Source organism: Bacillus sp. FSL M8-0071 (genome assembly GCF_037975455.1).
GTDB lineage: Bacteria > Bacillota > Bacilli > Bacillales > Bacillaceae > Bacillus > Bacillus subtilis.
The window spans coordinates 707,062-721,806 of the sequence record NZ_CP150256.1 but is presented as its reverse complement, the minus strand read 5'-3'; the positions used below and the strand labels follow the sequence as shown (position 1 = coordinate 721,806).

Below are 14,745 nucleotides of genomic sequence, written 5' to 3'. Positions count from 1 at the left end.
AACTCACCTCACTTAATCAAGTTTCATATCACGTACATCGATTTTACCTGTTACTGCTTCGTAGATAAGGGCTTGGCGGTATTCTTTTAGGTTTTCGATTTCATTTTCTACAATTCTTTTTAAATTATCTACTTCGGAAATTTTAACTTTTAGGAATTTTACTATTTCATTTTGTTCAAATAATGGAGGGACAAAAATAAAAAATTCTTTGACTTTATCAAGATGTAAATTAATAATAGTACTCTTTTTACTTCCAAATGCAATTTGTTCGTCAACCAATTGACTTTCAAAGTAGAAACTAGCGAAATAAGTATTTAGTTTTTCATTATTCATTTTAATTAAACATAAACTAACAAAAATACTAAATTCCCAATCCCAATCAATAACTTTAGGAATTCCTATAGTTCCATTTTTCGACACTAAAAGATCCCCATTTTCAGGTCTACAGCGTTTAATTAATTCATTGTGTTCTCTTTGAGAAATATATTTTACATCAGATAAATTAATATCCTTGCCTTTAGATTGAGTTATATCAGTAACCCTTAAAAAAGGGACACCTTCATCTTGATAATCAGGTGTATGATGTGTTCCATCAATAATCTGCCTTGTTAAGTATTTAAGTTTAGATTTTCCCCAATGCTGAGGAATCTCACCAATCCACTTAACACCTGAATCTTTCATTTTCACATTCGGATTTAAACCTTTTGTAACAGCTTCTGTAATGATTGATTGGCGTTGTTGATTCAATAAATCAATTAAGAAATTTTTTGAATCTATCAATTGATTTAATTGTGTGTTCTTCTTTCTAATATATTTTAAAATAACCTTTTGTTCTTCTATAGATGGAAGAACTAATTTAAGATTTTTTATGATACTGGAATTTAAACCAGACATAATTGAGCCTTTACTATATAAGTCGATTTGTACTTTGATATAATACGAATCCTGTATCAAGTATGCTGCAAATTCTGGTAAAATTAGATTTTCATTAAATCGAATTCGAATAAGGTGAGAATCCATAATTCCTTTTTCAATATTTGGCGGAACAACTTTACATTTACCTATAGTACCCATCATTGAAATTAAGACATCGTTCTCAGAAATCTCATAAACCTCTAACTCTTTAAATTTTTCTTCACTTATAAATCTATGACCTAAAGTAAAATCATCTTTTATTAAGTTTTCTTGACCGTAAACTTTATATCCTTCTTCAATTAACATCTCTGATTTTAATGCGCTTCCGAATGGACCTATCTTTATTCCTTCACTCCCTGGAAGTAAACAAAATTTCAATTCTTTAATCTCCCAATGTGATGGAATAGCACCTATTCCTTTGATATTTGATTCTTTAAACCTCATCCCATCACCTTCTTCAACTGTACAGCAATCTCTGCTTCTAACGCACGAATTTCTTCCATAATTTCTGCTGAGCTGCGTAATGCTGTGTATTTGTAGAAATGGCGAGTGAATGGAATTTCGTAGCCAATTTTTGTTTTTGATTCATCAATCCATGCATCTGGTACATGTGGTAATACTTCACGTGCAAAGTAGTCATGAATGTTTTCTTTTAACGGTACGTTTTCAGTATCACGTAAATCTGTATCTGGTTCGATATCAGTTTTATTTTTCATACATACGTCAGCTGTTTCATCTTTTTCAGATAGACCAGCTAAAATTGCTTTTAATACAGGTGCTCCGATAGTAATACCCGCTTGCTTCAATGCATCTTTTAGTACTTTCGTGAACTCGTCACGATTTTTATATAATGTATCGCTTTCTAACGTGCGTAAAACATATAAAATTTGCGTTTGCAGCTTCTTACCTTCTTCAATTTCAAAGTGACCTGCATCGCCTTTTTTCTTTGAGGTTGCTAAGTTTGCAAAACCTTTTCCCTCTGCAACACGAGCAAGACGCTCTTCATTGACTTGGAAGTTTAAACGTAATGGACGTTCTACTGTAATTTTTGCGTAGCCGAAGTCCTCATTATCAAAAATCTTCACGTACTCATTTGGCTGTGCATCACCGTATAAACGAACAATCTCATTAATTTGCTCTTCTGTAATTTCGTTACGCTTGCTCCCCATCGACTTTTTCATTTTTTTCGAAAAGTCTACAGCATTGACTAACCGTACTTTCCCTTTATAAAGAGGTGCTTTATTGTTCGTTAAAATCCAAATGTACGTTGCAATGCCTGTGTTGTAGAAAAGATCGTTCGGCAATGCCACAATACCTTCTACTAAATCGTTTTCAAGCACATACTTACGAATTTCGCTTTCACCAGAACCTGCATCACCTGTAAATAACGGCGAACCATTCATAATAATGGCTAAACGAGAGCCTTGTGGATTTTCTACTGTGACTGGCTTCATTTTTGACAGTAAGTGCATTAAGAATAGTAGCTGTCCATCACTCGTTCTTGGTGTACCTGGACCAAAACGACCGTTAAACCCTTGTTTCTCATGTTCTTCTTTAATTGGCTTCTCATACGATTTCCAGTCTACTCCGTATGGCGGATTTGAAATTAAGTAATCGAATTTATCACGTGGGAATTGGTCTTTTGATAACGTATTCCCCAAACGAATGTTACGCGCGTCTTCCCCCTTAATCAGCAAGTCTGCTTTACAAATCGCATATGATTCAGGATTAATTTCTTGGCCGAAAAACTCTAAGTGTGCTGTTGGGTTTTGACTTAGTAAATACTCTTGTGCTACAGAACCCATCCCACCGGTACCAGCTGCACAGTCATACAAGGTTTGTGTTAAACCTGGCTTCGTTAAAATGCTGGCATCGTCATGTAAGAATAATAAGTGCGTCATAAGGCGAATTACTTCACGTGGCGTATAGTGATCCCCTGCTTCTGCATTTTCATTGAAACGACGAATTAATTCCTCAAATACATAGCCCATCTCAATATTTGACACTGTTTCTGGATGTAAGTCGATTTCACTAAAGCGTTTAATCGTTAAGTACAACAAGTTATTTTGTTCGAGCTTATCAATTTGGCGATCAAAGTCAAATTGATCCATAATATCACGAGCCACTTTTGAAAAACCATTTATATAATCACGTAAGTTATCCGCAATGTTATCTGAATCTGTTAATAGCTTGTTGAAATCATATTTGCTAGTGTTATGGAAGTTTTGCTTTGAGACACGATTTAAAATCTGCTCACGAGCATCTTCATTCATTGCTGCAAACTGCTCTGCCTTAGCTAATACTTCCTCTTTTGTGCTCTCTAATACGCAATCAAAACGACGTAATACTGCTAATGGTAAAATGATTTTACCGTAGTCTTCTGGTTTATAAGGTCCACGTAAAATCTCAGCAATTGACCAAATGAAGTTTACTTTATCTTGGAAGTTAATCATGTTATATACCTCATTTAAAAATTTTTTTCGAATCTAATTCCATGTAGCTAGATTGAGATAATTTGAGCAAGATTTAAGGATGCTTATCTATTGTAATAACTGAGCATTTTTTCGCTCATATCACCTACTGACACCCTATTCACTGATTCATCAAAATAGATATCATTACCTATTATTATAAGAGTTTGTACAACAAAAAGTAATACCATATAAAAATCTCCCTCTACATTTGCTACTACATGTTTCTTTTTTTAGTAAGCATCCAAATTTTATGGAGTGTCCCTATAAAGTAAAGAGGGGGGCACAAAACTCCAATATTCGATGAGAGGTCAAACGCTACAAATATTCAGACTCTTTTAAAAACCCACTTATATAAGGGGCTTTTATACTAATTATTTAGATTATTAAAGAATAATAAAGGAAAATTTATGTATTCAAATTGTGTTACTACATTTCTAAATAAAATTGTCGATCTATTGACACATTGTTTCATCAATCCTGAGCGAAATAGTGTCTATTTCTACTCTTAATTATTAATATTAGAAATCAGCTGTGATCACTACAATTCATTCTCAATAGTTTAAAACATCTAGCATCGATTTGGACAAAATTTTCATATCAATGTAAGCAATCTATTCAACAGAAAAAGAATTCAGTAAAGCAAATTAGAATCTTTGAGAAGGAATTAGAACGGCTCAAACAAAAGAAAAAGAAGTCACTCAATTTGTTTATTGACGAAAAAATATCCAAAGCAGATTATGATGGAGTGTCAGCGATATCAATGACCAGACGGACATTATCAATTCTAAAACCGAGCAATTGAAGTCTTCTCTTGCAACCAATATCAATGATATTAAACAACAGTTAGATGCTTTTATGGAATTTCAAGAATTAACTCAAGAAATGCTTCATCGCTTTCTTGAGACAATTGAAATAAAAGCAGATGAAGTCCGAGAATTTTTTATCGATTCTCGAACCCACCTGCTTCTTATTTAATTAATTTTAGCACAACCACACACTCCACATGATTCGTATGCGGAAACATATCCACAGGCTGCACTTCGCGCGTCGCATACCCGCCATCCTCAAGCACCCGCAAATCTCTCGCAAGCGTTCCAGGATTACACGACACGTACACAACCCGCTTCGGCTTCATCTCCACAATTGTCCGCAGGAGGGCTTCGTCGCAGCCTTTTCTTGGCGGGTCGACGACTAGCGTGTCGGCCGTAATGCCTTCTTCATACCATTTTGGAATCACAGTTTCCGCTTCCCCGACCGCGAACTCAGCGTTTGTGATGCCGTTGATCTCGGCGTTTCGTTTGGCATCCTCAATTGCCTCCGGTACAATTTCTACGCCGTACACTTTTTTCGCCTGCTTTGCCAGGAAGAGAGAAATCGTTCCGATGCCGCAGTAAGCGTCAATGACGGTTTCTTCACCTTGAAGCTCCGCATATTCAAGCGCTTTGTCGTAGAGCACTTTTGTTTGCTCCGGGTTGACCTGATAAAACGATCTGGCGGAGATGGCGAATTTGACGTCTCCGATGAGGTCGTAGATGTATTCTTCGCCCCAGATGACGTTTGTTTCATTCCCGAAGATGACGTTTGTTTTGTTTGGGTTGATGTTTTGCACGATGGATTTGACGTGCGGGAATTGCGCTGTGATGTCTTCGATGATCTTCGCTTTGTGCGGGAAATCGTTTGTTCTTGTGATGAAAACGATCATCATTTCGCCCGTAACAACGCCGTATCTGACCATGATGTGGCGGAGCCAGCCTTTGTGGCGTTCTTCGTTGTACGCTTTGACACCGTATTTGGCGCAAATGTCTTTGACGGCTTGAACGGCTTCGTCGTTTTTGGATTGCTGGATCAGGCAGGCGCTCATGTCGATGATGTCATGGCTTCTTTGCTGATAAAATCCCGCGACGAGTCCGCCTTCCCGTTCTCCTACCGGGACCTGTGCTTTGTTTCTGTAGTTCCAAGGGTCTTTCATGCCGAGTGTCGGGTGCACGGTGACGTTTGAAAGGTCCAGCTTGCCGATGCGTTCTAAGACGTCTTTGACTTGTTTCTGTTTAAACAAGAGCTGGCCTTCATAGGTCATGTGCTGCAACTGGCAGCCGCCGCATTGCTTGTAAATTGGACACGGGGCGTCGGTTCTATGCGGGCTTTCTTCCTTCAGCTCAATCAGGCGGCCGAAGGCGAACCCTTTTTTGACACGAGTGACTTTGATTTGGGCTTTTTCCTCCGGCAGGGCGTTCGGCACGAAGATCGGAAAGCCTTGGACCTTTGCGACGCCCGCTCCTTCATGCGTCAAATCCTCAAATGTCACGTCATAGTATTCGTTTTTTTCTACTGGGGGTTTCATTTTCATCTATAATCACCTCTAGTTTTAAGCGAAAGAAAAACTTGGCCTATTCAAGCCAAGTTTCAGCGTGTAGGCAAACCTTCGCATTCGTTGTCAGTCCTGTGCTTCGGTGCTCACGTAAAAAGACCAGCGGCTAAAAACTAGAGCGTCCTGCTCAAACGCCGCTGTCACCGCATCCTGCGGAAGTACGCTCCAATGCTCGTCCTTCCTAGACTTCAAAGGTTTTCAATCACGCTGAAAAGATGACAAAATCCTAAAACGAAAACTGTTTTAGGATTTTGTCAACATTCTGAGCTTGGCTTACAAAGCCAAGTTTTAGTCATCCAGCTGTTCCGCTTTCTCCTTCGGCATGACGACGTGAATGTGTCGATACAGATTCACGAATTCGCCCGGCAGCATGCCGCCGTACTCGCCGTCCAGGTTCAGCTGCATCTTTTCTGATACATTGACTTTCACGCGGTTCGCTTTTGTATAAATAATGTGCTGGTCGTTGATGTGTTCGCCGCGAAGCGCCATCGTTGCGACCCTGATAAATTCAGCAAGGTTTGCTTTCTTTAGTATCATCAAATCAAACATGCCGTCATTCAGGCTGGAATCCGGCGCGAGTTTTTCGAACCCGCCGACGGAGTTTGTCAGCGTGACCAAAAACAGCATGATTTCACCCTGAAACAGCTTGCCGTCATATTCAATCTCGACTTCTGTCGGACGAAGTGAAGGCAGCATTTCCATTCCTTTTAAATAATAAGCAAGCTGGCCTAGCATTGTTTTGAGTTTGCTTGGCACGTCGTACGTCAGCTCCGTCAGACGGCCTCCTCCGGCGATATTGATAAAATACTGGCCGTTGACCTGTCCGATATCAATCGGGCGGGCAACGCCGTTAATGACAGTATCTGCCGCTTTTAAAATATCCTCGCGCGGAATGCCGAGCGCTCTGGCGAAGTCGTTCGTTGTGCCGACAGGAATCACGCCGAGTGTCGGACGGTTATCTAAAGGCGCAAGCCCGTTGACGACCTCGTTGATCGTTCCGTCTCCGCCTGCCGCAATGATCAGGTCAAACTCACGCAATGCCGCTTCCTTGGCAGCGTGTGTAGCGTCTCCTGCGCATGTCGTTGCATGGGTGGAGGTTTCATAGCCGGCTTGTTCAAATTTTTGCAGGACCTGGGCAAGATGCTTTTTAAAGATCTCCCGTCCTGAAGTCGGATTGTATATTATGCGTGCACGTTTCATTATCTCATCATCCTACTTAAGAGTATCCGATCCATTTTTACACTAACAACCTTTAATTATACTATGAGTTAAAAAAATCGCAACAAAATGTACATAATCTTACAGGTGAAAACGCACAAAAGCTCAAAACTGATTCTTGTTTTGAGCTTTTGTCATCCTTAACATTCTTTCAGCTTGATTGAAAACCCTTGTAGTCTAGGAAGGGGGAGCATTGGAGCGGAGCGAATGTAAAATTCGTGAGCACCGACGCGCAGACCTGACAACGAATGCGAGGGTTTTTCAACAAGCTGAAAGCCTCAGCAGAGCTGAGGCTTTTTGTTTTTTTACTCTTCTTCCGTTCCCGGTTTTTTCTTGCGGAACTTCGCCAATACTTCATATACGATTGGCACGATCAGGAGTGTCAGAAGCGTTGAACTGATCAAACCGCCGATAACCGTGACGCCGAGTCCTTTTGAAATGACCTGGCTTCCGCCTTCGAAGCCGAGGGCTAATGGAATCAAGGCACCGATTGTCGCAATGGCTGTCATCAGGATCGGACGGAGTCGTGTAGAGCCGGCTTCCAAGAGCGCTTCTCTCGTAGACAGGCCTTCCGCTTCCTTATGAATCACGCGGTCAATTAAGACAATCGCATTCGTGACAACGATACCGATCAGCATGAGCATACCGATCATGGCGTTCAGACTGATCGTTTCACCTGATACGTAAAGTCCGACCAGGGCACCGATGACTGTGAACGGCAATGAGAACAGAATCGCAAATGGCGCTAGTGCTCCGCCGAAGGTAATCACGAGCACAAGGTAAACGATCGCTATTGCTGCCAGCATCGCTAAACCGAGCTTCGTGAAGGAATCAGCGATATCCGCTGATACGCCGCCTGTGTCAATCGATACGTTATCAGGGTGGTCTAGCTTATCAATTTTCTTCTGGATAGCAGCTGATACGGCTGTGACGTTGTCAGAGGTAACCTCACCTGTGACATCTGCATAGACTTTTCCGTCACGTTTTGACACGGTATCTGATGTTGATCCTTCCTTCACTTTTGCCACATCGCCGATTTTGACTTCCTGGCCAGTCGCGGAAGTGATCTTTTTATTCTCTAAATCTTTCACACTCTTATACTCGTCTTTTTCTGTCTTAATGTTCACATCAAGCTCTTTGCCGTCTTTTTTCACTGTTGTGAGCGGTTCTTGTGATGTTTGTGACATTAAGGCCTGAGAAATTTGAGACGCAGTTAAACCGAGTTTGCTTAGTTTTTCTTGGTCAGCGACAAATGTGTACTCATCATATGTGCTGGAAAGGCCTGAGTTTACGTTTTTCAGATCCTTTTCATCTTTCATGATTTTTTCAATGTCTTTGACCGTGTCTTTAATATCGTTTTCAGAATCGCCATACACATAGTATGTTAATTCGTTGTTATTGCCTGAAGAGCTGAAGTCCTGTGACTTCCATTCTCCGCGGTCAGATTGCTTTTGGATTTCCTTCAGAACGTTATCTTTTTCTTTATCAAAGTCAGGTGTGTCGCTTTCATATTTGATATAGAATAACGCACCGTTAGAATCTCCTCCGGCAAGCGGGCTGCCAGAGCCTAATGAATACTGAACCGTATCGACATGCTTGCGGTCAAGCAGGATTTTTTCCGCTTTTTCAGCTTCATTTTCGGCTTCTTTTTTCGTTTCACCCGGCTCTGGGCTGTATGTGAGCTGCATCGTTTTTTCTTCCTCGGACGGCAGGTAGCTGGCACCGATTAGCGGTACAAGGAACAAGCTTCCAAGGAGCATCAGAACAGCGATGATAGACGTGATCCATTTGTGGCTCAGCGCCCAGTTCAATACTTTTTTATAGATGTTTGCAAGTCTGCCAGGTTTGTGTTCTTTCGCTTTAATCGGCGCGCCCGTTAATGATTTTTTGAACAGGCTGTGTGCGAGCATCGGCACAAGCGTGATTGAAATCACCAGGGATGCGGCAAGCGCAAAAACAATCGTTAAAGCAAACGGAATAAACAACTCACCGATTTGTCCGCCTACAAGTGCGAGCGGCAGGAATACCGCAATTGTCACAATCGTTGATGACATGATCGGTTTAAACATTTCCTTCGTCGCTTCACGAACCAATGCTTTTCCGCGGAGCGGCTCATCTTTGAGTCTCATGCGGCGATAAATGTTCTCGATCACAACGATGGAGTCATCGACTACACGTCCAATAGCAACGGTCATTGCGCCGAGCGTCATAATATTCAATGTGATATCAAGCTGCTGCAGCACAAGGAGTGCGATCAGCAATGATAATGGAATTGAAACAACAGAAATTAATGTTGATTTGATATCTCTTAGGAATAAGAGAATAATCACAATCGCAAAAATAGCACCGAAGATGGCTTTGCTTAACATCGTGTCAACTGACTGTGTGATCGGCTCCGCCATGTCGAGAGTTGCGCTGTAATTGAAGCCTTTATGGTCTTCTTTGAACTTCTTCAGCTCAGCTTTGACATTGTCGGCAACCTCTACCGTATTCGCATCATTTGCTTTGACGATGTTGATGCCGATGCTGTCTTTGCCATTTGTGCGTGAAACAGATTCAGCTTTTTTCACATCTTTAATTGTGGCAATGTCAGAAAGCTTGACCGTCGGCACTGCTGTGCTTGCGCTTTGCTGCGCCTGTGCTGCCGCTTGTGCGCTTTGGGCTGCTTGAGCACTCTGCGCACCCGCTTGAGATGCTGCGCTGCTGCCTGCACTTGAAGCAGATGCCGTCGGGATTCTCATATTCTTCAAATCTTTAATTGTTTCAATATCGCCGCTGACGACGACAGATTTTTCTTCATTTCCGAATGTGTACAATCCAAGCGGAGTTGTCACATCTGAACCTTGAATCACTTGCTTGACTGTATCTTCATCAAGGCCGTATTCCTTCAGTTTGTCTTCTTTGAAAGAGAATTCAACCTCTTCCACCTGCTGGCCTGATACTTGGACGGACGCAACGCCTTCTATGCCTTCAAGTTTAGAAACGAGGCTGTCCTCCACTTGTTTCGTCAGCTCTTGCAGATTATCTTTATCACTGGACACGCTCAGCGTCAGAATCGGGAATGAGTTCAAGCTGTAGCGTGAAATCTCCGGATCTTTCGCGTCATCAGGCAGGTTGACGTTTTCTAACGCTTCAGCTGCTTCTGTTTTCGCTTTGTCCATATCTTTCTCATAATCATATTCAATCATGACCGACGATGCGTTTTCATAGGACGTCGACGTCACAACGCTGACACCGTCCAAGTTCTGTACGGCTTGTTCAACCGGTTTGGTCACTTCATCAGCCACTTGGCTTGGTGTTGCACCCGGATATGTCGTGCTGATCGTCAAGTAAGGCATGTTCACGTCAGGAATAGACTCTTGCTTCATATTCATACCCGCATACAAGCCGGCTGCCGTTACAATAATCGTCATCAGCCATACGGCGAATTTGTTTTTCAGAACGAAATTAATAACGTGGTTCATCATATCCTCCATTACATTTTTTATTGACTGACTGGTCATTCTATATAATACTAAACGTTATAACGCAACAACGTCAACTCATATACCAGAAAATTTTACTAAATTTTTCAAGGATTAAGGGGAAGCACGTCATGAATGAAAAAAAAGAGAGAATCATAAAAACCAGCATTCGTTTATTTGCGAAAAAAGGATTCGCAGCTACGACGATCCAAGAAATCGCCAGTGAATGCGGCATTTCGAAGGGCGCTTTTTATTTGCACTTCAAATCGAAAGAAGCGCTGCTGTTATCTGCCTGTGAATATTATATCGGTATGTCTATGAACAAAATGAAAAATATAGAAGAAGATCTCGCCGGAAAGCCCCCTAAGGAAGTGTTAAAAAAGCAAATTGGCGCTCAATTTGAGGATTTTCGCGATCATAAAGATTTTATCGTTCTTTTGCTTACCGAAAATATCATTCCGGAAAATCAAGAAATCAAGCAATACTTTTACAAAGTAACCATGGAGACGGATAAGCTGTACCGGAACGCCTTGCTGGTATCCTATGGCGAAGGAATCGAGCGGTATGTCGCAGATCTGTCCATCATGGCAAGAGGCATTGTGCATTCCTATATGAACGTGATGGTATTTAACGGTGAGCTTAATATCGATGCAGAAGAAATCTCAGCCTTTATTATTGAGAGACTGGATGATCTTGTACAGGGGCTGAGCCGTTCTGCACTCAATCCGATTGTATCAAAAGACATTTTCAACCCGATGCCTGCGGGAAAAGACCAGCTGCTTGAGGACATTCAGAAAGTGAAAGAAAACAGCACGCTGCCCGAGGATATCACCGTGTCACTTGATGTTATCGAGGAAGAATTGACTCAGGATAAACCGCGCAAGCCGATTATTAAAGGCATGCTGTCCAATTTGACCGGAACCAGCGACAAAGAAGTTGAAAGGCTTCGGGCCCTCATCTCTGTCTTTATCTCAATTTGACCATAAAAAAAGCAGCCTCTAAGGGCTGCTTTTTTATTAGCGTTTTTTAATTTCTTCAAGCAGAATTTTGTTGACCATCGGCGGGTTGGCTTGTCCTTTGGACGCTTTCATAATCTGTCCGACTAGGAAGCCGATCGCGCGGTCTTTTCCGTTTTTAAAGTCTTCGATTGATTGAGGATTGTTGTCAAGCGCCTCAGTGACAAGCTTCAGAAGCACGCCTTCGTCAGAAATCTGAACAAGGCCTTTCTCTTTCACAATCTTCTCAGCGTCGCCGCCTTTTTCAATCAATTCTTTAAACACTTTCTTCGCGATCTTAGAAGAAATGGTTCCTTTTTCAATCAATTTGATCATGCCGGCAAGGCCTTCAGGTGTCAGGGCAACATCGGCAAGCTCTTTTTGCTCAGCGTTTAGGTAAGCTGACACTTCACCCATCAGCCAGTTAGACGCTTGTTTGGCTTCAGCGCCTTTTTGAACTGTTTCTTCGAAGAAATCAGCCATTTCTTTTGTCAGCGTCAGAACCATCGCGTCATATGCAGGCAAGCCAAGCTCTTCGATATAACGCTTGCGGCGCTCATCCGGAAGCTCAGGAATGCTTGCTTTTACGCGTTCCTTCCATTCATCATCAATGTAGAGCTCGACTAGATCCGGCTCTGGGAAGTAACGGTAGTCGTCAGATCCCTCTTTGACACGCATAAGAATGGTTTTCTTCGTTGCTTCATCATAACGGCGAGTTTCTTGCTGGATGACGCCGCCGGAAAGAAGAACCTGCTCCTGGCGTTTTTCTTCATGCTCAAGGCCTTTTTGAACAAACGCAAAGGAGTTCAAGTTTTTCAATTCTGTTTTTGTGCCGAATTCCTCTTGGCCGATCGGACGAAGAGAGATATTGGCGTCACAGCGAAGTGAGCCTTCTTCCATTTTACAGTCAGAAACGCCTGTATACTGGATGATGGATTTCAGCTTTTCAAGATACGCGTACGCTTCTTCCGGCGTGCGGATATCCGGCTCTGATACGATCTCAACAAGCGGCGTTCCTTGGCGGTTGAAGTCAACAAGAGAATAGCCGTCGCCTGTGTGTGTCAGTTTTCCGGCATCTTCTTCAAGGTGAAGGCGCGTGATGCCGATGCGTTTTGTTTTGCCGCCGACTTCAATTTCGATCCAGCCGTTTTCGCCGATTGGCTTATCAAATTGAGAAATCTGATACGCTTTCGGGTTGTCAGGATAGAAATAGTTTTTGCGGTCAAACTTCGTATCCGTTGCGATCTCACAGTTGAGCGCCATAGCGGCTTTCATTGCGAATTCAACGGCTTCTTTGTTCAGAACAGGCAGGACGCCCGGATATCCGAGGTCAATAACGCTTGTCTGCGTATTCGCCTCCGCGCCGAATGGCGTTGGAGAGCTTGAGAAAATTTTTGATTTTGTTTTTAACTCAACGTGGACTTCAAGTCCGATTACCGTTTCAAAGTTCAATTCTTTTCACCCCTTACAGTTCAGGTTTTGCTTTATGATGGTCTGTCGCTTGTTCAAATGCATGAGCAACGCGGTATACAGTGCTTTCATCAAAGTGTTTTCCGATGATTTGCAGGCCGAGCGGAAGTCCGTCTGCTAATCCGCATGGCACGCTGATTCCCGGTACGCCGGCAAGGTTGACCGGAATCGTTAAGATATCGTTTGCGTACATTGTGAGCGGATCCTTCGTGTTTTCACCGATTTTAAACGCAGGTGTCGGTGTAGTCGGTCCAACAATAACATCATATTTTTCAAATACGTCCTCGAAATCCTTCTTAATCAACGTACGCACTTTTTGCGCTTTTTTGTAGTACGCATCGTAGTAGCCTGAGCTTAAAGCAAACGTTCCGAGCATGATGCGGCGTTTGACTTCATTTCCGAAACCTTCAGCGCGCGTTTGCTTGTAAAGGTCGATCAGGTTATCCGCGTTGTCTGTGCGGTAGCCGTAACGGATGCCGTCAAAGCGTGCAAGGTTCGCTGACGCTTCAGAAGATGACAGCAGGTAATATGTCGCAAGCGCGTATTTACTGTGCGGAAGAGACACTTCTTCCCATGTAGCGCCGAGACCTTCAAGGACTTTCAGCGCTGCCAGGACAGATTCTCTCGCTTCTTTGCCGACACCTTCACCAAGGTATTCTTTCGGAACGGCGATTTTCAGTCCTTTGATGTCGCCAGTTAATGAAGAAAGAAAATCAGGCACGTCCACATTTGCACTCGTGGAGTCCATTTTGTCTACGCCGGAAATCGCTTGAAGTAAAAACGCGTTATCCTCAACCGTACGTGTAATCGGCCCGATTTGGTCTAATGAAGACGCAAATGCGACCAGACCGTAACGAGATACACGTCCGTATGTAGGTTTTAATCCGACAACGCCGCAGAAAGATGCCGGCTGACGGATGGAGCCGCCTGTGTCAGATCCAAGAGAAAACGGAACTTCTCCCGCAGCAACCGCAGCCGCAGATCCGCCGCTTGAACCGCCGGGAACTGTTTCTAAGTTCCAAGGGTTTTTCGTCAGCTTGTAAGCTGAGTTTTCGGTAGATGATCCCATGGCGAATTCGTCCATGTTCAGTTTTCCGATTGTGACCGCTTCAGCGTCTTGAAGGCGCTGAACGACAGTAGCGTCATAGATCGGATCAAAGTTTTCGAGAATTTTGCTGGAGCATGTTGTGCGCAGCCCTTTTGTTACGATATTATCTTTTACGCCGATCGGCATACCGAAAAGAAGACCGTGCTCAGAACGCCCGTCAACCGCCTCATCAAGCTCCTTCGCGTATGCGCGCGCTCTTTCTTCATCTAATGCCAAAAAGGCTTGTACCTTATCATCAACCGCTTGGATGCGTTTATAAGATTCATCAACCAGATCAGAAATCTTAATCTCTTTTTTATGTATGAGCTGTTTTAATTCTGTGATTTTATGATCAAATAATGACATTCTTGTGTCCCTCCTTTAGTCCAGAATTGATGGCACACGAATATAGCCGTCTTTATGGTCAGGCGCATTTTTCATGACATCCTCAACCGGAAGACCTTTACCCGCTTCATCTTCTCTCATGACATTTTTCATTTTCAGCACGTGAGTTGTAGGCTCCACATTGTCTGTGTTAACCTCATTAAGCTCCTCAGCAAATGAAATGATACTGTCGAGCTGTTCAGTGAACATTTTTGCTTCTTCTTCAGTAATCGCAAGTCTTGCAAGGTGCGCAACGTGCTTTACTTCTTCTATTGAAATTCGTGACATATGATCCACCTCCACATACTTCTCCGTTAAGTCATATAATACTGATCATATCAAAAACAAGCCCTTTAAAGCAACAAAACGC

At 42.7% G+C, this 14,745-nt stretch carries 8 protein-coding genes and 1 pseudogene; 1 reads left to right on the top strand and 8 read right to left on the bottom strand.

What is annotated here, in order from left to right:
- Nucleotides 1-12: 12 nt before the first annotated feature.
- The 5 genes from MKX71_RS03690 to srfP all read right to left on the bottom strand — a co-directional run bounded on the left by MKX71_RS03690 (nucleotide 13) and on the right by srfP (nucleotide 10,439).
- A complete protein-coding gene (locus MKX71_RS03690; RefSeq protein WP_051047173.1) occupies nucleotides 13-1,359 on the bottom strand; it encodes a restriction endonuclease subunit S in 1,347 nt (448 codons plus the stop codon).
- The gene (locus tag MKX71_RS03685; RefSeq protein WP_038428539.1) at nucleotides 1,356-3,368 is read right to left on the bottom strand and encodes a class I SAM-dependent DNA methyltransferase; all 2,013 of its coding nucleotides are present in this window, start codon (nucleotides 3,366-3,368) and stop codon (nucleotides 1,356-1,358) included. The genes MKX71_RS03690 and MKX71_RS03685 overlap by 4 nt, the downstream gene beginning before the upstream one ends.
- A gap of 988 nt (nucleotides 3,369-4,356) precedes the next feature.
- Complete coding sequence (gene rlmD, locus MKX71_RS03680; RefSeq protein ID WP_339231750.1) at nucleotides 4,357-5,736, bottom strand: 23S rRNA (uracil(1939)-C(5))-methyltransferase RlmD; 1,380 nt, start codon at nucleotides 5,734-5,736, stop codon at nucleotides 4,357-4,359.
- Between the two features lie 309 nt (nucleotides 5,737-6,045).
- Nucleotides 6,046-6,957 (bottom strand): diacylglycerol kinase, encoded by a 912-nt coding sequence (locus tag MKX71_RS03675; RefSeq protein WP_003233894.1) that lies wholly within the window; start codon nucleotides 6,955-6,957, stop codon nucleotides 6,046-6,048.
- Nucleotides 6,958-7,280: 323 nt separating this feature from the next.
- Nucleotides 7,281-10,439 (bottom strand): surfactin resistance protein SrfP, encoded by a 3,159-nt coding sequence (srfP, locus tag MKX71_RS03670; protein WP_014479080.1) that lies wholly within the window; start codon nucleotides 10,437-10,439, stop codon nucleotides 7,281-7,283.
- A gap of 131 nt (nucleotides 10,440-10,570) precedes the next feature.
- On the opposite strand from srfP, the pseudogene MKX71_RS03665 reads away from it, so the two are divergent.
- Nucleotides 10,571-11,441: pseudogene (locus MKX71_RS03665) on the top strand (TetR/AcrR family transcriptional regulator).
- A gap of 14 nt (nucleotides 11,442-11,455) precedes the next feature.
- On the opposite strand, the gene gatB reads toward MKX71_RS03665, so the two are convergent.
- From gatB to gatC, 3 genes are read right to left on the bottom strand one after another with little or no spacing between them, the layout of a single operon-like run.
- Entirely contained in the window at nucleotides 11,456-12,886 is a 1,431-nt protein-coding gene (gatB, locus tag MKX71_RS03660) for an Asp-tRNA(Asn)/Glu-tRNA(Gln) amidotransferase subunit GatB (protein WP_003219444.1), read from the bottom strand.
- Between the two features lie 13 nt (nucleotides 12,887-12,899).
- Nucleotides 12,900-14,357 (bottom strand): Asp-tRNA(Asn)/Glu-tRNA(Gln) amidotransferase subunit GatA, encoded by a 1,458-nt coding sequence (gene gatA, locus MKX71_RS03655; RefSeq protein ID WP_003233901.1) that lies wholly within the window; start codon nucleotides 14,355-14,357, stop codon nucleotides 12,900-12,902.
- A 15-nt stretch (nucleotides 14,358-14,372) separates the two neighbouring features.
- A complete protein-coding gene (gene gatC, locus MKX71_RS03650; RefSeq protein ID WP_003219442.1) occupies nucleotides 14,373-14,663 on the bottom strand; it encodes an Asp-tRNA(Asn)/Glu-tRNA(Gln) amidotransferase subunit GatC in 291 nt (96 codons plus the stop codon).
- Nucleotides 14,664-14,745 lie beyond the last annotated feature (82 nt).

What these genes read in the sequence shown, in the direction of transcription:
- gatC (WP_003219442.1), bottom strand. Translation starts at nt 14,663, where the DNA reads ATGTCACGAATTTCAATAGAAGAAGTAAAGCACGTTGCGCACCTTGCA.
- MKX71_RS03690 (WP_051047173.1), bottom strand. Translation starts at nt 1,359, where the DNA reads ATGAGGTTTAAAGAATCAAATATCAAAGGAATAGGTGCTATTCCATCA.
- rlmD (WP_339231750.1), bottom strand. Translation starts at nt 5,736, where the DNA reads ATGAAAATGAAACCCCCAGTAGAAAAAAACGAATACTATGACGTGACA.
- gatA (WP_003233901.1), bottom strand. Translation starts at nt 14,357, where the DNA reads ATGTCATTATTTGATCATAAAATCACAGAATTAAAACAGCTCATACAT.
- srfP (WP_014479080.1), bottom strand. Translation starts at nt 10,439, where the DNA reads ATGAACCACGTTATTAATTTCGTTCTGAAAAACAAATTCGCCGTATGG.
- MKX71_RS03685 (WP_038428539.1), bottom strand. Translation starts at nt 3,368, where the DNA reads ATGATTAACTTCCAAGATAAAGTAAACTTCATTTGGTCAATTGCTGAG.
- MKX71_RS03675 (WP_003233894.1), bottom strand. Translation starts at nt 6,957, where the DNA reads ATGAAACGTGCACGCATAATATACAATCCGACTTCAGGACGGGAGATC.